Raw genomic sequence first — 20452 nt, forward strand, 5'->3', positions numbered from 1 at the left:
CGCGCGTTGTCGGTCCGGCTGTATGCATACGCCTGGCCGTAATCGAACTCTCGCCCTTCACGAGCAAGAACCGCCTGGTGCTCGACACCGCGAGCCCACTTGATCCATGCCGACCGCATCATGCCCGAGATCCTAGGCGAACAAGCCTGGCACGAGTCCGGGCTCGGGCTCCGCGGCGTTCGATCGTGGCGATGAACGCGCAGGTGACGGGCTTGGCCTCAGGTAATATCGGTGTGTACTGGCGAGTCGGTGCCGAGGGGGCCATGGCTGAGCGGGTAGGAATTCCGGCGGCGCGGGACAGCCGCGACCGGCTGTACGGGCGGGCGGCGATCGACGCGACGCCGCCTCCGTTCGAGGCGTTCAAGCCGCTGCGCTGTGGCGGATGCGCTGTAGCCGTGATCGCAGTGTCGACCCATCCTCGCCGTACGCCCCGGGGCGGAACGACCCAGGTGACGGCGTTGTACCGCCTTCCCCCCAACGGGGAGCACGACCCGGGCTGCCCCTACGACTTCAAGAACCGCGCCGAGAACCTCATCCGCGACAGCCGCGGCACTCTGGTCAAAGACGGCGAGGATTACGAGCTGCGGCTCCCGGACCCCGACACGATCGAACCGCCTGACCCGCTGCCGCCCAGCAAGCCCGGCAAACCCACGGCCCGGCTCGCCGTGACCGCCTCCCCGTACAGGCTCGTCCCGGCGCTGAGCACCGCCGCCGGCATCGTGCGTCTCCTGCGCGAGTTCGACGACGACCCCGACGCGAGCAGCCGGTTCCGCGCCCGATACGCAGGCAGGACGCTGCGCTGGAACGAATTCTGCCGCGGCGCGAACGAGGCCGTCGCGATCGCCGGCTATCTCGGACACGGACCTGCGGCACGGCATCCGCTCGCGCTGCACGGCATCGTCCGGGACGTCGGCACCGCCCACTCTCGCAACACCCACCAGCTGCGCGACGAGCACGAGGACTACCTCGACCACGCGGGCGAACGACGGCGTCTGCGCGTCGTCGTGCGGTCGAGAAACCCCGGCGCCTTCGCCCAGGTGCGCCCCGGCGACCGATGGCTCGGCTACGGACACTGGAAGCTCTGGCCCGCGCCGAGCGCTCCCGTCACCGAAGTCCAGTTGTGGATCGACGGCCCCTGGTCGCTCACCACCTGGCGCGAGGACAACGGATCCGGCCCGCGTGCGTGAACCGTCCTCCGACATCCCATCGAGTACGCGGCAGATCTGGTGGCGGCCCGCCGCGATGTAGGGCTTCATCGGCTCACGGCCGCGCCGGGTTGCGGACGGGTTAGGGGGCGACGCGAACCAACCGGGCGGGATATCGGTCGGCGGTGCGCGGGCAGGGAATCGTGAGCGGCGGATCCCGCAACAGACGAACGGTGGCTCACTGTCCCATGGACGATGAGCCACCGTTGTCTGTATCGCGATCAGCTGCTCTGCTGTCGTTGAGCCCGTTGTCGTTCCTGGCGGGCCTCGATCCGGTTGAGGATCACTGCGAGGGCGCGGATTTGTTCCGGGGTCATCGGCGGCCAGTCCACCACGATCGCGGCCCACCGGTCGACCGCTTCGTCATCCAGTCGCGCTTGTTGCTCGGCGTAGGTTTCCCGCGCGGCCGATTCAGGCTCGATCGTCTCGGGCTCTGATTCGTCGGCGGTGGTGGTTGTGTCGTGATCGATGGGAGTGCCTTCGCCGCTGCTTCGCCGGGCGTGCCCCCGGTTGGCAGTGGCTGCGAAGCGTCCGGCGGAGTGGCCGGTCATCGCGCCTCGGTCGCCGGAGAGCGCTCGCGGCGCGTCCGCGGAATCGGCTCCGGTGCGCGCTGCTCAGCGGAACGGTCCGCGTGCATCGAGGCGGCCCCGGAGTCGTTCCGGAAGATCAGCAGGTCGGTGCGCTTGCTGGCGTGCACTGACTCGGTCGGCAAGGTGACCGAGGCCGGCGGACACGACCGGAGAAGTCGGTCGCGCTCGACGGGGGCGAGCGTGACGATGACGTGCCGGGCGTAGCGCATTCCGGCGTTGGTCGCCGCAGCGGCTACTGCACCCGCATGGTCGGTGAACCGCGCCCTTCCGGCCTCGTCGTGGAGGGCGACCGCGAGCACTCCGCCCGGTGCCAGCCACCGCGCCCAGGACTGGTAAGGCTGACCGTCGGCGTCGATCCACGGTGCGGGCAGTTCGGCGGCGAGCAGAAGGTCCACCGAGCCGTCCTCGGGCGTGCGCGCACCGCCGCCGACGCGAGTGCGGCGGCCTTCGGCGGTGATGGTCTCGGGGCCGATGCAGAGGACTCGGCGGCCCGCGCTGTCGGCGACTGCGGCGATACGGGCGGCGTCCGGGCCGGTCACGACGACGGTGTCGCCGGGTGCGGAGAGGGAAGTCACGGCCTGGGTCACGAGGCTGCGGGTGACGCCCTCGATCAACGGCGGAAGGCCGTGTTCGTCGGCGGGAGCAGGCGGGCACAACCAGATTCCCAGCGGCCCGGATGCGGCTTTCCCTGCTCGCGCTTCAGATTGCTCTTCGATTCCCGAGGAAGATTCCGGCGTTGCAGGGCCAATGCCCATGGTGAGTGTCCTCGCAATTCGCTGCGACGAGTTCTGACACTGCTCTAAAGCGCGGTTCTGCACCGGATTTTGCAGCCGAGTTCGTCCCGCTCGAAGGTCAGGCAGCCTGTGTCTCGCCCGCGCGCAAACGTCCCGGTTCCTTTGTCGAGGCCGAGCCTCCGGCTTGAGCGGGGGCGCTGACCGAGGCGCGTCCAAAGGGCGGGGTTGCCCATGTCCCGAGGCAACCCGATGGGGTTGGCGAAGGTTGACCCGACGTCGTTGGCGTCCAGCCCTCGTGCCGCTCGGAGACGCTGTGCCTCGCCGCCGTGCACCCTTGTGGTCGCTGCACTCGGGCCCCGCGGTCCGGGTTGCCCGATAGCTCCTCGCGATGGCGGATGGTTCGGGCGTGCATGTTGCTGGAGCACCGTATTCCGGTGCCCTGTACTGACGTGGCGAGCGACCGGTCTCACGTGCCTTCGCCTGCGCTTCCGCCGAGCCGCGCGTCCCCAGGGCGAGCGCCGGCGCGCAACCTCCGACGTCGGCGTGACGTCTGCCCGCGCAGAATTCGGCTCGGGAACGCGGGCTGGTTCGATGCGTGTTTGGGCTCCGTCACGGGAGAGTTGCGCCGCTGTGACCGGCGGGGGCATCGCTGAGTGCGCTGTTGCGAGCCAGGCGCTCGTGCTTCTCACCGCATGAGATCGCCCGACTCTGCCACTCCGCCGCGAACACTGTGGAGACTCCCTGCCCGCAGTGCTTGGCGAGCCGGATCGGACGTGTGAATTCCGGCAGCGCGCGATCCGTGACGGCACCGGCTTGGATACCGCGTTTAGCCGAGAGCAAGCAGGCGGCAAGCGCGCGGTCGCTGGCTCGGCCGCGACTTTCTCGTAGAGGTGCCGCCCGGCTGCACGACCGCGCGATTCATCCTTGCGGATCCCCTGCATAGCAGGTCATGACACATGCGAGGCTGTCCGGTCGTCTGCGGCGGGCGGGTGGGGCGGTTCCTGGCGGTTTCCTTGCAGCCCGGGTTTCACGGTCGGCCGGGAAGGTTTCGGCAAGCGGTGTTCGGCGGGATGGACGGCGTCAATCGACCTGTCCGATCCGCGCCGACGTCTGGCGCGGGTCGCTCGCACCCGGGGAGTCCTGCGATGCCACCTATGAATCCGCGCGCCGACCGCGGAGAACCGTTTCGCCGCCGCAACCGCCCGCGCACCGGCACCGAGTCTGTCCACACCGGCTCGGTGCTGAACACCGCGGAAGCAGCGTTTCGTCTGTTGTGCACCGGCCCGGAGCCGCTCGCGTTGGACTGTGCGCGGATAGGGCTCGGGCTGCCGCGCCGACGCGTGCCGTTGATCGAACTGCGTGACGTCCTGCTGGACCGGGCGACGTCCGGGGCCGCGCGGGAAGCGGCGTGGCGGGAGCTGGTGACGGCCGCGCAGACCGGTGATCCCGCGTGGGTCGTCGGCGCCGTCGGGGTCGCGCTGCCCGGGTTGCGCAAGGCCGCCGGAGAGCTGGCCGCCGGCTACCTCGGAGACGTCGACGACATCGACGCCGAGCTGCTGACGGGATTCACCGCCCGGCTGAAGCAGATCGATCCGGACGCCGGTGTGCTGGCCGCGCGGCTCGTGTGGGCGGCCCAGCGCGCCGGCGCGAAACTGCGTGCGGCGGAGCGGGACCACGCGGCCCGCACCGCGCCCTTGCGGGAGTCGTGCGAGCCGCGCCCGCCGGTGCGCGGCCACGAGGATCTGGTGCTCGCCGCGGCGGTGCGCGAGGGCGTGCTGACCGCGGCCGAAGCGTCGCTGATCGCCTCGACACGGCTGGACGGAATGCGCGTTCACGAGGCTGCGGAAGCATTGGGCGAATCGTATTTCCGGGTGTTTCGCGCACGGGAAAAGGCCGAGTCCGCGCTCATTTCCTGGCTCGGCGCGTCGCGTCCGGAAAAGAAATCGAATCCCGTCTGCAAAAAGTCGGCCCGCCCCGCGCTTTAGAGCGGTGTGAGGGGAACCAGGTCGAGCACCGGACACGCACGCGTCTCCGCGATCGCCCGCCGCCGGCCGCGCCCGGCGCGGCGATCCGCGGAGTCCGTGGCCGGGTCCCTGGTCGCCCTCGCATCCACTTCGCCCGCCCGCCGCCGGTGTCCTCGGGAAGGATCCTGGATGTCTCTGCGACCACCGCGCCCTCGGCGCGTCGCGTCCGTACGGCGGTTGCGTGCCGTTGCCGTCCTCGGCGTCGCCGGTGCCCTGTTGCTCGCTGCAGCGGCGCCAGCGGCGGCCGACGCGATCGTCGTCGCCGCACCGCCCGGGTCGCTGGCTCAGGTCATCGACAACCTGCGCGGCATCCTGATCGGTCTGCTGGTCGGTCTGGCGACGCTGTTCCTGACCATCGGCGCTGTGCGCTACCTCGCCGCGGACGGCGATGCGAGCGAGGTCGAGCGGGCGAAGAAAAGTCTGCGCAACGCCGCCATCGGGTACGGCCTGGCGATGCTCGCGCCGGTTCTCGTCGAGGTCCTCAAGAGCGTGGTGGGCTGAGGATGACGAGCTGCTCGCCGCGGCCCGCCCGCCCGTTCGTGCCTCAGGCACTGCGATTCGCCGCCCGGCTGCGCGTCGCCGTCCTGGCGGGGCTGGTGTGCTCGTTCGTCGTCGCGCTGCTGGGCGCCTCGGCCGGGCACGCGCAGGCGCAACCGATGCCGTTGCCCACGGGGTCCGCTCCCGGGCCGGAGATCCGGTTCCCGACTGTGCCGAAGGCCACGCCCGCACCCCCTCCGGCAGCAGTGCCGGGCTCGGGGCAGCCGCCGATGCCGTTGCCGACGAACCCGGACCAGGGCTGGCCGAGCGAGTTGCCGCCGTTGCCGAAACCGGGGCAGCCGCCGCAGCCCTGGAACCCGCCGGCTCCCGCGCCGTCGAGCCCGGTGCAGCCGCCGCCGATCCAGGTCGACCCCGGCCACCCGGTGGCACCCGCGCCGCCAGCGCCGCAGCAGGGGCCGCAGCCACAGGCGGACTCGACCGATTGCGGCTGGCTCGACGTGGTGTGCAAGGCCGGGCAGGCGATCGACAAGTGGTTCACCGGCCTGGTCACGTCGGCGATGGACCCGGTGCTCGACCTGGTCGGCCGGACCTCGATGACGACCCCGGATCTTGCGGGCAACGCGCAGATCAGCCAGTTGTGGGACATCACGCGCTGGGTCGCGAACTCGCTGTTCGTGTTGTTCGTGGTCGTCGGCGGGATCGTGGTCGCGTCGCACGAGACGCTGCAGACCCGGGTCGCTCTCAAGGAGACGCTGCCGCGGATCGTGGTCGGGTTCATCGCGGTCAACGCGTCGCTGTCGCTGATCGGTTTGGCGATCACCACGGTCAACGGGATCGCGACGGGGATCCTGGCCGGCGACGGGTCCGGCGGGATCACGACCGGGGTGAAGGACGAGATCCACCGCCAGTTGGACAAGGGCGGGATCTTCATGATCCTGGTCGCGCTCGTCGTGCTGATCCTGGCGGTCGTCCTGCTCGCGCTGTACGTGGTGCGGCTGACGATCACCGTCATCGTCGTCGTGGCCGGGCCGCTCGCGCTCGTGTGCCACGCCTCGCCCTACACCGAGGGCATCGCCAAGCTCTGGTGGCGCGGCCTGTTCGGAGTGCTGGGGATCCAGGTGCTGCAGGCGGTCACGCTGGTCGTGTTCGTCAAGGTGTTCTTCGTCCAGGGCACAACGGGCCCCGGCGCTACACAGCTGCTCGGCGTGTCGGGCGGGTTGATGAACCTCGTCATCTCGGTCGTGCTGCTGTTCATCCTGATCAAGATCCCGTCCTGGGTGATGCAGCACGTGGGCCTCGGCGGACGGTCGGCGATCGGGTCAATCGTGAAGTACGCGGCCATCGCCAAGGGACTGGGGATGCTCGGCATCGGCAAGGGTGCGGGTGCCGTCGGCGCTCGCGGCACAGGCCGGCGCCGCAGGAACAATGCCGGTGCTTCTGCCCGGCCGGGCGGCAGCCGGTCGGCCGGAAGTCCAGGCCCCGCGCGTGGTGCATCCCGCCGTCGCGGAACCGCGTTCGGGCCCGGAGCACAGCGGGTGGCCCGGGGCGCTGCGCGCGCGGCACGGGAACGGGCCAGCCGGGCGTGGGCCGCGCCCGCGCGCATGGCACGCGACGCGCGCACCGCCGCGCGCGAGCGCCGGCAGCCGTGGAGCGACGGCGGGTTCACTCCCGCCTCCGGCGCGTTCGTGCCCGCACGGATGTCGAGCACGCCGACCGCAGCGACCGTGGCGCCGCCGATCGAGTCCACCCGCTGGGGATCGCCCGACCCGCGGCGTCGTTCCGGTCCGCCTCCGACCGCGGCCGACGCCCGGACGTCGACCGCAGCAAAGACGGCTCGGCCGGCGACCGCGAGCCAGGCACGGGACCGGGCCACGCCGCGCGCGCCGTCCCGTGCCGCCAGCACGGCCGCGCGCCGTACGACGGCAACCGCTCCGCCGCTGCAGGCACCGGGTGCCAGTCCGTCTCCGCAGCGCGCTGCGGACCGCAGCAACCCGGCACGCCGCGCTACGGGCGGTGCGCCGAAGCGACAGCAGCCGGCCGCGCCCCGTTCCGGGGCGGCGACGCCGAAGCAACGGAATCCGAAGAAAGGGGGTGGCCGCTGATGCGCGGTGACGAGGAGGTCCCGTTGTCGGCGCGCGTGCCCGCCGACGTGGAGAAGCCCGACAAGATCCTGTTCGGGTTGACCGCCCGGCAGGCCGCGATCCTCGGTGTCACCGCGCTGCTGCTGTGGGGCGGCTACCAGCTCACCCACGCGTTCGTGCCTCCGGTGGTGTTCGCCGCGGTCGCGATCCCGGTCGGCGGGGCCGCGTTCGCGCTGGTGACCATGCGCCGTGACGGCCTCACGCTCGACGCCTGGCTGCTCGCCGCGCTCAAACAACAGCGGAGCCCCCAGCGCCTGGTGCCCGCTGACAGCGTGCGCGGCGACTCGGTGCCGGGCGCGCCCGCGTGGGTCGCGGCGGACGCCGGGCCGCTCCCGGCGCCGCTGCGGCTCCCGGCGGAAGCGATCTCGGCCGGGGGCGCGATCGACCTCGGCCAGCAGGGCACCGCGCACGCCGCGGCGTGTTCCACGGTCAACTTCGGGCTGCGCAGCGCCGGCGAGCAGAACAGCCTCATCGCCGGGTTTTCCCGGTGGCTGCACTCGCTCTCGGGCCCGGTGCAGATCGTGGTCCGCGCCGAGCGCCTCGACCTGGAGCCCTACCTCGACGCGCTCGCCGACGAGGCCGGCGGGCTCCCGCACCCCGCGCTGGAGCAGGCGTGCTGCGGGCACGTGGAGTTTCTGCGCGAGCTGGCGTCCAGCCGGGACCTGCTGCGCCGCCACGTCACCGTCGTGTTCCGCCAACCGGCCGCCGGACCGCGGGGCCGGGACGTGAGCGCAGCACTGGCCGTGGCTCGCCGGGCGCATGAAGCGGCGCGTGCGCTGCGCGGCTGCGAAGTCGTCGTCGCCCCGCTCGACGGCGCGGCGGCGCACGCGGTGCTCAGCGCCGCCGCCGACCCCAACGGCGACCCGTCCGCGACCCGCGCCGGCACCGCCTCCGGCGTCGTCACCGCACAGCCCGCCCTGCACAGGCCGGGCGCCGACGAGGATCCGGAGGTCTGAGCGATGAACACGATCGAACTCCTCCGGCGCGGAGCCCGCCGTCTCGTCGGCAGCCGCTCCGCACATTCCTCGCCCGGAAGCGGCGCCGCTGTGGCCGGGCCGGACGCGGTCGAAGTCGGGCCGCGGTGGCTGCGTGTCGGCGACGGCTATGCCGCCACCCTCGCGGTCACCGGCTATCCGGCCGAGGTCGGAGCGGGCTGGCTGGAACCGCTGCTGTCCTATCCCGGCCGCCTGGACGTCGCGCTGCACATCGACCCGATCAGCCCCGCCGTCGCCGCGAAACGGCTCCGCAAGCAGCAAGGCCGCCTGGAGTCCGCACGCAACTCGTCGGCGGAGAAGGGCAAGCTGGACGACCCGGAGACCGAGGCCGCCGCGGCCGACGCCGCCGACATGGCCTTCGCCCTGGCCCGCGGCGAGTCGAAACTCTTCCGCGTCGGGCTCTACCTCACCGTGCACGCGGCGACCGAGGAGGACCTCGACGCCGAGGTCTCCGAGGTCCGGTCGCTCGCCGCAAGCCTGCTGCTGGACGCCCAGCCCGCGTCGTGGCGGTCGGTGCAGGGCTGGACCTCCACCCTGCCGCTCGGCGTCGACTTGCTCGGGATGCGCCGCACCCTCGACACCCCTGCACTGGCCGCCAGTTTCCCCTTCACGTCACCGGATCTGCCGACCGCGGACCCGTCTCCGCACGCGCCGTTGACCGGCCGGCTGTACGGGGGCAACGCCAGCTCCCACGGGCTGGTGCTGTTCGACCGCTGGAGCCAGGACAACTACAACTCCGTCGTCCTCGCGACCAGCGGCGCGGGCAAGTCGTACTTCACCAAACTCGAAGCGCTGCGCTCGCTCTACCCGGACCCGCACCGGCCGGCGCCGGAGGGCGAGGTTCCGGTGCAGGTGTTCGTCATCGACCCCGAAGACGAGTACCAGCGGCTCGCCGAGGCCGTCGGCGGCGCCTATCTGCATCTCGGCGCACCGGGCGTGCGGCTAAACCCGTTCGACCTTCCCCCGGGCGCGCAGAAGATCCCGGACGCGCTGACCCGGCGGTCGCTGTTCATTCACACTCTGCTCGCGGTGATGTTCGGCGAGTCGTTGACGCCGCAGGAGGCCGCGGTGCTCGACCGGGCCGTCACCGCCGCCTACGCCTCGGTCGGCATCACCGCCGACCGGCGCACCTGGTCCAGGCCCGCCCCGGTGCTGGCCGACCTCGAAGCCGCGCTCGTCGCCGACAGCACCGACGGCGGGGACCCTGCCGGGGCCGATCTGGCCGCGCGCCTGACTCCGTATGTGTCGGGATCGTTCTCCGGCCTGTTCGACGGGCCCACCACCACCGCGCCGGACGGGCACCTGGTCGCGATCTCGCTGCGGGACCTGCCCGACGAACTGAAATCGGTGGGCACCCTGATCGCCCTGGACGCCGTGTGGCGGCGCGTGCTCGACCCGCACCACCGGCGCCGGCGGCTGGTGATCGTGGACGAAGCCTGGCTGCTGATGCGCCAGCCCGAAGCGGCGAGATTCCTCTACCGGCTCGCCAAAACCGCCCGCAAGTACTGGGCCGGCCTCGCGTTCGTGTCCCAAGACGCCGGGGACGTGCTCTCCACCGATCTGGGCACCGCGATCGTGTCCAACGCAGCGACGCAAGTCCTCATGCGACAGGCGACACAAGCCATCGACGCCATCGCCGACGCGTTCCGCCTCTCCGACGGGGAACGCGCCTACCTGCTGGCCGCCGGGATCGGCGAAGCACTGCTGATCGCGGGCCTGTACCGGGTGGCTTTTCACGCGCTCGCCTCCGACGAGGAAGACGAACTCATCACCACAGACCCGGAATTCCTGGCCGGAATTGAAGATCCGGACGTGGACCCCGGTCGGGAGAATCTTGAATGAGCGTGCACGCGTGTGTGAGTCCACCTACCTCTGCGGCACGGTTGATCGACGCCTGTTCAGGCGGCTGTCGCCATGCAGCCAACGATGGTGCAGGGCGGGCGGGACTTGGCGCGCCCCAAGGGCTTATGCGCTTCCCAGAGCAGATCGAGGTCGAGCTCGCCGACTTCGTCTCGCATCTTCGTAAAGGCTTTGTCGGAAAACCGAAGGTGCCACTGCGATCCGAAGTTGAACCAGTGGTGGCACGTCTCATCGTCGTCGATACCGAGATGCTCGCGAAGCGCTTTGCTCACCGGAATCGTGAGGCCAAGCGCCTTGGCCAGTTCGGTGGGCGATCGATGAAATTTCCGTTGCAGGTCGACTTCGCGAATTGCTGCTGCGGGAACAGATTCGTCCGCGACGAAGCGCACCGGGGCTCCGCGCTTCTGCGTGAAGTGGACAGTCAGGGAGACACCGGCACCGTCTACGGTCGTCGCGACGTCATTGAGCCGAGGAAAGACGCGGTCCAGCGGTTCCGCGTGGCGGATACCGCGTTCGACGCGAGACACGTCGCGGTCGGAGACCCGGACGTCCTCGGCGACGTGTGCCTCCATCGCAAGCAACGTGCGGATGCGAGCGCGAGCTTCGTGTCCAGCGCGGCGACCGGGTTTGAGCAGCGCCGCGATCTGGCTGTACTCCTCGTCGACGATCAGCGCCAGATCGCGCGGAGGGTCGACCGAGACCGGCAGCACCCTCGTCGGCAAGTGGTTGGCCAGCCGTTCATCGAAAACTCGTTGCAGGATCTCGTCGAACAGCGTTATGGCTGCTCGGGCATGCAGGTAGAGCAGTTGTTCCGATACATGGTTGAACCAGTGCTGTTCGTCGTCACGCATGGCGTCGATGGCTCGCAATGTTCCAGCGTCTGCGTCGCTCAGTTTGAGGTGCGGGTCGCCAGCGGCGAGCCGCACGCACTTGTCGAAACCGATCGATCGGCCGGTGGACGGGTCGAACACCTTCGTCCCGCCATGTACCAGCGCAGCCTTCAGCAGCATCTCGAAGGCATGCTGCAACTGCAGCAGCACGCGGCTGATGCGGCCGAGGTCGTGCGGAGAGTTGAACGCTTCGACGGCGCTGGTGAGCGACGCGAGCGCTTTGCCCCGCAGCACTCGAACATCTTGCTTGAGCTTCATAGTTGCCTCCACGCGTCGACCACATCTGGTAATCGGCGAACGCGGCAGAGTGATACAGCGGTTTTGATTGCGGTTCGGTCACTCCAGATTCGTGGAACGGCAAATACCCGCGGCTCTGGGCGACGCTCCGACCCACATCCTAGCTTTGCCGCCTGCGCCGAACCCGTGTGCAGTTCGACCAAACCCCAGTCCGCGTTTTCTGCGGCGACTGTCACCAACGACGCCGGGGTCCCGACGAGGATTCCGGCCGACGACGAGGACGGCCTCGAACCATGAATACAGCACCGACCATGCTCGCCTCCCTCCCCGACCCCGCCCTGCTCGCCAAGCTGGCCGCGGTCCGGGACTGTGCCTCGGCCTGGATCGCCCAGCATCGCGTGTGGGTGATCGGGGTCGCCGTTCTCGCGGCACTCGCCGTCACGGCGGTGGTGCGGTTCCGGCGATCGGCGCGGCGGCGTTGGTACGAGGGCGCCCGGCTGGTGGCCGTGCTGCCGCCAGCCGGGCTGGATCCTGCCGCGGCGCTGGCCGGGGCGCGCCGGTTGTGGTGGGACCTGCCGGGTTTGGCCCCGCCGCGCTGGAAACGTCTCGTCGCCGGGCTGCCGCACCTGACCGTCGAATACCACCTGAGCGCGGGCGAGGATCTTGCCGTCTGCATGTGGTTGCCCGCACCGATACCGACCAGCCGGATCGACGCCGCCCTGCGCGCGGCCTGGCCCGGAACCCTCGTCCTGGACCGGGCCGACCGCGACACACGCGGAAACCCCGCGGCTGAGGGGCTTTCACAGAGGACGGGCCTGGTGGTCACCGGCGGCACCGTGCGCCCCGAACGCCCCGAGCATCTGCCGTTGCAGGTACCCGATCCCCGCGACGACGCTGCGGATCCGTTGCGGGCATTGGAGGCCGTGGCCGGGCAGCTGGCCGACGGCGAATCCGCGGTCGTGCAGATCCTGGCGCGGCCCGCGGTCGGCCGACGGTTGCGCCGCTACCGCCGCACCGTGGACAGGCTGCACTCCGGACGCCCGGGTCGCCGCTCAGCAGTAGCCGGGTTCGTGTCGGTCCTCGTCCGGGAGCTGATGGAGATCGTCACCGGCAGCAAATCCACCGCCGCCACCCACGGCGCCGGGGACCGTCCGGTTCGGCGACTGGACCCGCAGCAGACCGAGGAACTGCGCAAGATCCGGGCGAAAAAGCTTCAGCCGCAGTGGGAAGTCGGGCTGCGCTACTACGCGGCTACCACTGCCAGCGGCCCGAAAGCTGTTGCCCGGGTTCGCGGCCTGGCCGACTCGTTGTTCGGTGCCTTTGCTCTCCTGGCCGGACGCAACGCCCTCGCGCGCCACCGCCTGCCGAGGCCGCGCGCGGCGGTCGAATCACGGCGGATGCGGCGCGGCGCGCTGCTCTCAGCCGCGGAACTGGCGGCACTGGCGCACCTGCCGCCCCGGACCGACGCACTCTCCAGCGGCCAAGCCCGCAGCGTTCCCGCGCCGATCGACGCCACCCGGCGCCTCTGACGCGGGTGCCGGGAAGAAAGGGATTTCGTTGCCCGCGAACAAGAACCCGTCAGCTGCCCGGCGCGAACCCGATTCCGCAACCCCGGGCCGGCTCGTGCTCCGCCCGGCGAACGACCCGCGACGGCGAACGCCGAAACAGCTCGGCGTCACCGACGCCGGGCCGGCGCGCCGAGTCGTGCTGCCTGTCGCCGACGCCCGCACCCATCTCCACCTGGCCGGTGCCACCGGCAAAGGCAAGTCGACCCTCCTGCTGCACTTGGCTCTCGCCGACATCGAGGCTGGCCGCGGCGTCGCGGTCATCGAGCCGCGCGGCGACCTCATCCGCGACCTGCTCGACCGGATGCCGCGAGAATCCGGCGAGCGGCTCGTGCTCATCGACCCCGACGAAACCCAGGCCCCGCCAGCGCTCAACGTGCTCGACCCGGCCGGGCTCGGCGGCGAAATCGTCGCCGAGCACCTGGTGTCCACCTTGCACCGCATCTACTCCGCCTCCTGGGGACCCCGGGTGGAAGACACCCTGCGCGCCGCGGCGTTCACCCTCGCCCAGCGCCCCGGCTCGACCCTGGCGGACATCCCGCTGCTGCTGACCAACGCCCGCTATCGGCACGAAGTGACCGGCCGGATCAAGCGAGAGGACCCGGTCGGCATCGGCGGATTCTGGACCTCCTACGACCGGCTCACTCCCTCGGCCGCGGCTGCGCAAGCCGGACCGGTGCTGTCCAAACTCCGGGCGGTCACCGCTCGCCGGTTCGTCGCGGACCTGTTCGGCACCGCCACGTCCAGCTTCGTGCCCGCCGACATCCTCGACGGCGGGATCCTCCTCGCGCGGCTGCCCAAAGGCGAACTGGGCGAAGACCTGGCACGGCTGGTCGGGTCGCTGCTGGTGGCCTCCCTCTGGCAGGCCGCGATCGGACGCTCGCACCAGCCCGAGCACGATCGCGCCGACGCGACCGTCATGATCGACGAAGCGCAGAACTTCCTCCACCTGCCCACCCCGCTCGGCGACGCACTGGCCGAATCCCGCGGCTACCACCTCGGATGGGTCCTCGCGCACCAGCACCTCGGCCAGCTCACCCCCGAACTCGCCACAGCCCTGGACGCCAACGCCCGCAACAAGTCCTTCTTCGGGGTGAGCCCCGACGACGCCCGGCACCTCGCCGCGCACGTCGGCCCGCACCTCGACGCGAGCGACCTCGCCCGCCTCGCCCCGTATCAGGCCGCGGTGCGGCTGTCGATCGACAACCGCGACACCGCCGGATTCACCATGAGGACCCTGCCGCCGCCACCGGTCATCGACGGCCGCGCCGACGAGCTGCGCGCCGCAGCGCGTGCCCACGGCATCGACCGCGCGATCCGCGATCGCGACCGCAGCCGCCGCATGTTCGCCACCCGCGCACCCGCCACCGACCCGGACTCCGGGCCGGACGAATTCGACTGACCCGCACCGGCTCGCCATAGGCCTACCGAATCCCTGTCCGCGCTTCACGATCGGAGGCACGTTTCCCATGCCCGGCAACAAGAACGAGAGCGACCTCGCCGCGGCGAACACTGGAAGGGTCCGGCGTCACCGTCCCCGAGGAAAGACAGCCGACCCGGTCGAACTGGCCTCGCGGCTGACCGAACGCGACCGGGACCTGTTGCACCTGCTCGGCGAGCACCGCGTGCTCACCAGCGCCCAGGTCGCGGATCTGCTGCCGTACCCGAGTCTCAATCGGGCGCAACGACGGCTGCTCAGCCTGTGGCACTGGCACGTGCTCGACCGGTTCCGTCTCCCTCGCGGCGACGGTGCCCTGACCGGATGGCGCTACACCCTCGGCGTCGCCGGCCACGGCGTCCTCGCCGCCGCGCGGGGCAAGACCCCGCCCCGCCCGAACACCGTCCGCGACCAAGTGCTGCGCCTAGCCACCGACCCGCGTCTCGCTCACCTGCTGGGCATCAACGGCGTCCTCGCCGCCCTGACCGCGCACACCCGCCGCAGCGACGACGCCGAAGTCCGGCTGTGGCACGGCGAACGCTCCGCCGCCGCCGACTGCGGCGGACTCGCGCGCCCCGACGCGCTCATCGTCTACCGCGAACACGGCGACCAGCTCGTCGGCTGCTACGAGCACGACACCGGCACCGAACCCCTCACCCGCGTCACCCAGAAACTCGACGGATACGCCGAACTCGCCCGCGCAGGCGGGCCACGACCAGCCCGCACAACCCAGCAACACTACGGCTTCTGGGTCCTGTTCGGCCTGCCCTCGCCCGCCCGCGAAGCCAACCTCCGCGACCGCCTCACCGCCGCCGACCCGACCGGCCCCGGCCTGGGCTTCGGCGACGTCGGCTGGCACATCGCCACCACCCACGCCGACGCACTGCACAACCCCGCCGGACCGGCCTGGCTGCCCCTCCACAGCGGACGACGGCAACGCCTGGCCGATCTCGCGCGAACCCGAGATCCCGCGCGCTAGCACCCCTCGCCGCCCATCCCCGCTGAGGAAGAGAGGAATCCGGTGAAAGCGACCGTCAAACTCGCGATCACCGCGGGATGCGTGACCCTCGCGCCGGTCCTGGTCCTCTCCGCCAGCCTCGGCGCGGTCCTCGGCACGGACGGCACCAGCGGCGACGGCGGTGCAAGCGGCGCGCTCGCCTGCACCGCCACCGGTGCCCCGACCGGAACCGTGGCCGGATACGACACCGACCAGATCGCCAACGCCGCAACGATCGTCGCCGTCGGCAGACAACAAGGCGTGCCCGAATACGGCCAGGTGATCGCGATCGCGACCGCGATCACCGAATCCCGGCTCCGCAACCTCGACTACGGAGACCGCGACTCGCTCGGCCTGTTCCAGCAACGACCCTCGATGGGATGGGGAACCCGCGCACAGATCCTCGACCCCGCCTACGCCGCCACCCAGTTTTACCGGCACCTGCTCGCGTTGCCGAACTGGCAGCAGACGGGGCTCGCCCCGGCCGCCCAAGCCGTGCAACGCTCCGGGTTCCCCGAGCGATACGCCCAGCACGAGCAAGAAGCCAGGCAGATAGCCGCCGCGCTCACCGGAGTGTCCTGCACCCCGGCCACGCCGCCCTCTGCCACGGCCGGCTGGGTCGTTCCGACCCGCGGGCGGTGCAGCTCGGGCTTCGGCCCGCGAGGCGGGGAATTCCACCGAGGACAGGACATCGCGGCACCCGTCGGCACCCCGATCGTCGCCGCCAGCACCGGCCGGGTCGTCTCCTCCGGCCCGGCCAACGGCTACGGCCTGTGGGTCCGGATCCAACACGCCGGCGGCGTGATCACCACCTACGGGCACAACAACCGCAACCTCGTCGCCGTCGGCCAGACCGTCCAAGCCGGACAACCGATCGCCGAAGTCGGCAACCGCGGCGAATCCACCGGCCCGCACCTGCACTTCCAAGTCGAGCCCGGCGGCCAGCCCACTGACCCGGTCGCTTTTTACCGGCAGCAGCACGCGCCTCCGCTGTGCGGCCCGTAGCGTCGCCGCTAGCCGGTGACGTCCAACGGACACAGGCGGTCCCGATGCACCAAACGCGGAGACGACTGGTCATGTTCGCCGTCGACCAAGATCTCGGCTCCGACAACAGGCAGCCGCCCGTCAGCCAACCTGATGATCTCTGACACCCGAATCTGACCACCGCGAGGAAGCGGCGTCCTCAGACCAGGATCGTCGTACCGCCAACATGATTGACGCCGCCGCTGACATACCAGTCGCCGGGCGCACCCCGTCACGCAACGTGGTGGGATGCATTCCGGCATCTGCACTCAAGAGATCATGCCCGGTAGTTGCCGGGCCTGGTGCGGTGCCCGTTAGGCATCGCCAAGTGAAGCTGGTTGATACGGCGGATGATGAGATTTGCAGAGTCCTCGGCGGTGCGGGCCACCTTGCCGAGCTGACTGTCGGCATCGGCATAGAAACCGTCTTCGTCGAGCGCGAACGAGCCGCTGTATCCGTGGGATCGATGGACAATCAGATGCTCGGCGTTGCGGATTCGGAAGGTCGTGAACGCACCCGTGTGTCCTAAGTGGGCATTGGCGTCCGCGGGCACGATCCGAACGGTGATGTCGCGGGATTGTCGTTGGAGTTTGATCAAGTGGTGGAGTTGCCTCATGACGACGTCGACGTCCGGGTCGCCAACGTGGCACGCGAGCGCGTATTCGCCGACATAGGCGCTGACGCGGATTTTCTTCAGGTATTCGGTGGTTTCATCGAAACGTGCATGCAGATCGGAGTCCGTCGCTCGTTCCGGCAGGACGTGCTTGGCGACGGCACAGGAGTAACTCGGTGTTTGCAGAATGTCCGGCATGAGCGTCGGGTGCCAGTCCACGATCTCTGCAGCCGCCCGCGCACACACGGCTGCGGTCGCGACGTGGTACGGCTGGCTGCGGCGGCCGAGAAGAATCGAGTCCGTGTCGGCGAGCCGCGCCAGTTCCAGGATCCTGTCCTTGCGCTCGCCGACGATGCCGAGCGCGCCCACAATGCAGGCGACATCGACCAGCGGCGGGGTGCGCTCTCCGCGTTCCCAGTTGTGCAGCAACGCTGGATTCACGCCGATTCTGCGGGCCAGTTCTCTGCCTCTCCACTTGTTGCCGCGAGCCGCCCGCAGTTCGAGGCCGAGCAGAACAGTCCGGATGAGAGGGCGGATCGACTTCACTCGTCGCCCTCGCGCGTGGCCGACGAACAGCCGGTGCTCGTCCGCAACGGAGAAGCTGCCCCATTCGCGCCCGTGTGAGCCGGACGCAACAGCCGCATCACCGCCGAGTCCATTCGGCGAGAGAGGAGGCGAGTGGCGGTCCGTCCCTGTCTTCGAGTTGGTTGAGGGCGTGCTTCGCAGCGAAGCTCAGCAGCGCCTTCGTCGATTCCTCCTTACTGAGGGCTTTGTTGGCGAGCTGGTCCGCAGCACGGCTGTAGTGGCGGTCTTGGTCGTCCACGAATGTTCCGGATTCGACATGGCCGAGGTAGACGATGGCGCGCTTTTCCATGCTGTAGATCGCCCAAGGGCTGGCCAGCCCGGGGTGCAGGGTGATCTTGCTGAAGGGCACAACCCGGACGGTGACCTGCTCGTCTGCGCTCGTGTTGAGCTGCGCGAGGCTGCGCAGCTGCGAGCACATGGCCTGGTCCGAGGCGGCCCTGCTGGTGAGGGCGGTTTCGCCGAGGTAAGCGGTGATCGGCAATGGTTGTTCCCGGAGATGACGCCTGTCGGTCTGCAGATCGGCGAGCCGGGCTGCGCGCTCCGGGGCGTGCCCGACGGCGAGGAGGGTTTCCCGGGCGTAGTCCTCCTCCCACAGAAGCTCGGGAACGAGAAGGGGCTCCCAGACCGTTACCTGTGCGGCTTGGGCTTCGCAGTCGATAAGAGTCGCCAAGTAGTGAGGAACATCCTGGCGACCGGTGACGACGACGCCCGGAGTGGTGACGGCCGCGAGATTACGGATTCGCGTCTTGTCTTCGCCCACGACGTTGAGGGCACCGAGGACGCCGGCCACGTCTTCGGACAGCGGTGTCCGGGAGCCGAGCTCCCAATTCGACACAATCGCCGGGTGCTTGTCGATCGCGCGACCCACCTCGCGCAAGCCGGACCCGTTCTTGACGCGGGTGGTGCGCAGGACCGCGCCGAGCACGGTCGTGAAGGGCTGTGCTGCACCGCCTTCGCCGTTGGGCTCATTTTCGTACTTGGTCTCGTCCATGCCTTGCCTCTGAGGTTCAGAAATTCCTTTTTGATCAGTCTTCCATTGGAATCTTCGATGGCTCCCGGCCGACTCCAGTGCTGGCTGAACGCCAAATTCTGCAGCTAGATTAAATTTGAAATAACTAAGATCCTTGCGCCTGTTGGGGTGCAGCCGAGAGAAGTCCGGATGACGTCGAATCCCAGCCACGACGCACGCCCCGCAGCCAGGACGCCGTGAATCAGCTGTGGTTCGCGTCGGCCGTCTCTCGTGTCATGGCATCCTGCGGATCTGGTCGCCCGATCATCGCGGATGCCACCGTCCGGTCGTGTCTGTCGCGAAGGTCGACCCGGGTGGAGGTCGGCGTGGCGTAGGCGAGTGCGTACAGAGGAAGAGCGTGGCCCATCAGCCGGTGGTCGGCGCTGTGCCGCACGGTGACGCCGCCGTACGAGGCGGACCAGGTGGTGGCGGTGGTGCCGTCGGTGGTCTCGGTGACAGGTGTTCCTGTGATCGTGGTCGACATCGAAGGTCACTGTTTCTCGCGGTGCCGGGAGTCAGCAGGGACGAGATCTCGGCGGCGTTCTGGCCGCCGTGCGGGCGGATTCTCACGTCGTTCTTGATCAGGAGTCGGATCGGTGAACGGCACGCCGGCCTCCATTGGGCCAGCATCAGCGCGTTGCGAGACCGTTTGACCTCAACAGCGGCCATTTGGGCCGCCTCCCCGGTTGGCGCCCAGCCGCCACGACTGAGGTCGGGGTCTCGTCGCGGCGACTGGGTTGTCCTTGAGCAGCGCGAGCAGTTTCGTGTACGCCGCAGCGGTCTCTCGACCGCGGACCTCGTCGGAAATGTCGGTGCGGCCTGCTACACCCACGAGCAGAATCAGTTGCGCCCGAGCGGCCGGGTCGCGCAGACCGTTCGCAGCCGCGACCACTAGCTCGTATCGCTCGCGTTCCTCGGCGTCCCGGGCTGCGCGATCCGCGTAGCCGCCCGTGCTCGCGGTCCCCCGGCGCGGCGGACGGAGCCGTCCGGTCGTTCGCTGGGGCCGGGGGACCCTGCCGCCACCCGGCGCGGCGGCAGGGTGTGGAGCGCCGCCGAGTCGGCGCTCGTCTGCGTTCGCATCCGGCGATGCAGCCGGGGCGGTACGGCTGCGATGCGGGTTCGCCGGGTCGGGTGCGTCGCGCAGAGGGTGGGTGGGGTCGATGCCGCGCCCGGTCATCACGCCCCACCAAGGGTTTCGTTGTCGCGGCCGGCGGTCCAGTGGAGACGGATTGTGGCCCCGCAGTCGCGGCATTCTGTTTCGTTCGACTGGTTCAATTCCTGGCAATGTATGCATCTGACCTGTGACGGAAAGTCCTGGATGAGCTGCTCCGGGATCCGGCCCTTCGGGTAGTGGCGATCCACGTAACGGGCGGCCGCTTCCAACGCTGCCTCAGGGACGGGCTCCCCTCGCCTACGTCGGGTACGCATCAGTGCAAGGTCGACTTCGTCCTCGTCGAGAGCCGCGGTTTCGTCCATCGCAGCCACTCCGGGCCCGAACTGATCACGAGCGAGGCTTGTCACCGCATCCACGTCGGCCATGATCATCATCCGTTCACTATCCGCGCCGAGGCTGGCCAATTCCACGAGTGCCGGACTTCCGGCGGACGCGTCCAGCCCGGTTCCAGCGTGGTTCGGTTGAATCCCGTCCGGAATCACGCGCGTTTTCCCTTGTATGTCAAGCGGTCCTGGGCGTCCAGGTCACGACCCGGCCATTGCGGAGTCACCGGCCCGGTAATGCGATGGCGCGCAGCATCCCGACCGGGCCGTTCCGATGTTTCGCCGATCGTCCGGTTGTGCACCGCAAGAGGTCTTTCCGGTTCATCTGATCGTTTGGATTGGACGGCGGTGTCCGCGATCACCTCTTGCCACAAGGCATACGTCTCGTCACGCCAGCGCTGGGCATCGTCACGCAACGCGTGAATCCGCTGGACTGTGCGGCGCATGATCCACGCCGCCCCGCCGATGGATACCACGGTCGAGATGATGGGCAGCAACAAGATCGCCGCCGACACGGCGAGCGCATGGTAATCGACATCGTTAGTCATGAC

At 69.8% G+C, this 20452-nt stretch carries 18 protein-coding genes; 10 read left to right on the forward strand and 8 right to left on the reverse strand.

Features of this window, described 5'->3' with window-relative positions; translation table 11 throughout:
* Positions 1-263: 263 nt before the first annotated feature.
* On the forward strand, positions 264-1187 hold the full coding sequence (locus BM362_RS15870) for a hypothetical protein (protein ID WP_093573630.1): 924 nt from the start codon (positions 264-266) through the stop codon (positions 1185-1187).
* Positions 1188-1426: 239 nt separating this feature from the next.
* On the opposite strand, the gene BM362_RS15875 is transcribed toward BM362_RS15870, so the two are convergent.
* Positions 1427-1756, reverse strand: a complete 330-nt coding sequence (locus BM362_RS15875) for a hypothetical protein (protein WP_093573631.1) — start codon at positions 1754-1756, stop codon at positions 1427-1429.
* Positions 1753-2451: a hypothetical protein gene (locus BM362_RS15880; RefSeq protein ID WP_143132430.1), complete on the reverse strand. Its 699-nt coding sequence runs from the start codon at positions 2449-2451 to the stop codon at positions 1753-1755. The genes BM362_RS15875 and BM362_RS15880 overlap by 4 nt, the downstream gene beginning before the upstream one ends.
* A gap of 1223 nt (positions 2452-3674) precedes the next feature.
* Between BM362_RS15880 and BM362_RS15885 the strand changes: the two genes are divergently transcribed.
* The 5 genes from BM362_RS15885 (at position 3675) to BM362_RS15905 (ending at position 10029) form a co-directional block, all read left to right on the forward strand.
* Positions 3675-4514: a hypothetical protein gene (locus BM362_RS15885; RefSeq protein ID WP_244287171.1), complete on the forward strand. Its 840-nt coding sequence runs from the start codon at positions 3675-3677 to the stop codon at positions 4512-4514.
* 168 nt (positions 4515-4682) lie between these two features.
* Positions 4683-5054, forward strand: coding sequence for a pilin (locus BM362_RS15890; protein ID WP_244287172.1), 372 nt, complete (start codon positions 4683-4685; stop codon positions 5052-5054).
* A 2-nt stretch (positions 5055-5056) separates the two neighbouring features.
* Positions 5057-7153: a TrbL/VirB6 family protein gene (locus BM362_RS15895; protein WP_093573633.1), complete on the forward strand. Its 2097-nt coding sequence runs from the start codon at positions 5057-5059 to the stop codon at positions 7151-7153.
* Positions 7153-8148 carry a PrgI family protein gene (locus BM362_RS15900; protein ID WP_208865218.1) on the forward strand — a complete coding sequence of 332 codons (996 nt, stop codon included), beginning with the start codon at positions 7153-7155 and terminating at the stop codon, positions 8146-8148. The genes BM362_RS15895 and BM362_RS15900 overlap by 1 nt, the downstream gene beginning before the upstream one ends.
* Before the next feature lie 3 nt (positions 8149-8151).
* Positions 8152-10029 carry a VirB4 family type IV secretion system protein gene (locus tag BM362_RS15905; RefSeq protein ID WP_107309536.1) on the forward strand — a complete coding sequence of 626 codons (1878 nt, stop codon included), beginning with the start codon at positions 8152-8154 and terminating at the stop codon, positions 10027-10029.
* A 56-nt stretch (positions 10030-10085) separates the two neighbouring features.
* On the opposite strand, the gene BM362_RS15910 is transcribed toward BM362_RS15905, so the two are convergent.
* Entirely contained in the window at positions 10086-11195 is a 1110-nt protein-coding gene (locus BM362_RS15910) for a DUF3644 domain-containing protein (protein WP_093573634.1), read from the reverse strand.
* Positions 11196-11485: 290 nt separating this feature from the next.
* Here BM362_RS15910 and BM362_RS15915 point away from each other — a divergent pair, with 290 nt between their 5' ends.
* The 4 genes from BM362_RS15915 (at position 11486) to BM362_RS15930 (ending at position 16179) form a co-directional block, all read left to right on the forward strand.
* Positions 11486-12703, forward strand: coding sequence for a hypothetical protein (locus BM362_RS15915; RefSeq protein WP_093573635.1), 1218 nt, complete (start codon positions 11486-11488; stop codon positions 12701-12703).
* 28 nt (positions 12704-12731) lie between these two features.
* Positions 12732-14141 carry a type IV secretory system conjugative DNA transfer family protein gene (locus BM362_RS15920; RefSeq protein ID WP_093573636.1) on the forward strand — a complete coding sequence of 470 codons (1410 nt, stop codon included), beginning with the start codon at positions 12732-12734 and terminating at the stop codon, positions 14139-14141.
* A gap of 67 nt (positions 14142-14208) precedes the next feature.
* Complete coding sequence (locus BM362_RS15925) at positions 14209-15156, forward strand: replication-relaxation family protein (protein ID WP_093573637.1); 948 nt, start codon at positions 14209-14211, stop codon at positions 15154-15156.
* A 42-nt stretch (positions 15157-15198) separates the two neighbouring features.
* Positions 15199-16179, forward strand: a complete 981-nt coding sequence (locus BM362_RS15930) for a M23 family metallopeptidase (RefSeq protein WP_093573638.1) — start codon at positions 15199-15201, stop codon at positions 16177-16179.
* A gap of 295 nt (positions 16180-16474) precedes the next feature.
* On the opposite strand, the gene BM362_RS15935 is transcribed toward BM362_RS15930, so the two are convergent.
* The 5 genes from BM362_RS15935 to BM362_RS46835 all read right to left on the reverse strand — a co-directional run bounded on the left by BM362_RS15935 (position 16475) and on the right by BM362_RS46835 (position 20449).
* Positions 16475-17356 (reverse strand): Scr1 family TA system antitoxin-like transcriptional regulator, encoded by an 882-nt coding sequence (locus BM362_RS15935; protein ID WP_093573639.1) that lies wholly within the window; start codon positions 17354-17356, stop codon positions 16475-16477.
* Positions 17357-17453: 97 nt separating this feature from the next.
* Positions 17454-18386: a DUF5753 domain-containing protein gene (locus BM362_RS15940; RefSeq protein ID WP_093573640.1), complete on the reverse strand. Its 933-nt coding sequence runs from the start codon at positions 18384-18386 to the stop codon at positions 17454-17456.
* A gap of 220 nt (positions 18387-18606) precedes the next feature.
* On the reverse strand, positions 18607-18888 hold the full coding sequence (locus BM362_RS47465) for a hypothetical protein (protein ID WP_093573641.1): 282 nt from the start codon (positions 18886-18888) through the stop codon (positions 18607-18609).
* A gap of 692 nt (positions 18889-19580) precedes the next feature.
* Positions 19581-20060 carry a hypothetical protein gene (locus tag BM362_RS15950; RefSeq protein WP_143132432.1) on the reverse strand — a complete coding sequence of 160 codons (480 nt, stop codon included), beginning with the start codon at positions 20058-20060 and terminating at the stop codon, positions 19581-19583.
* The gene (locus tag BM362_RS46835) at positions 20057-20449 is read right to left on the reverse strand and encodes a hypothetical protein (RefSeq protein WP_143132433.1); all 393 of its coding nucleotides are present in this window, start codon (positions 20447-20449) and stop codon (positions 20057-20059) included. The genes BM362_RS15950 and BM362_RS46835 overlap by 4 nt, the downstream gene beginning before the upstream one ends.
* Positions 20450-20452 lie beyond the last annotated feature (3 nt).

The organism is Amycolatopsis rubida, from assembly GCF_900115345.1.
GTDB classification, from domain to species: Bacteria; Actinomycetota; Actinomycetes; order Mycobacteriales; family Pseudonocardiaceae; genus Amycolatopsis; species Amycolatopsis rubida.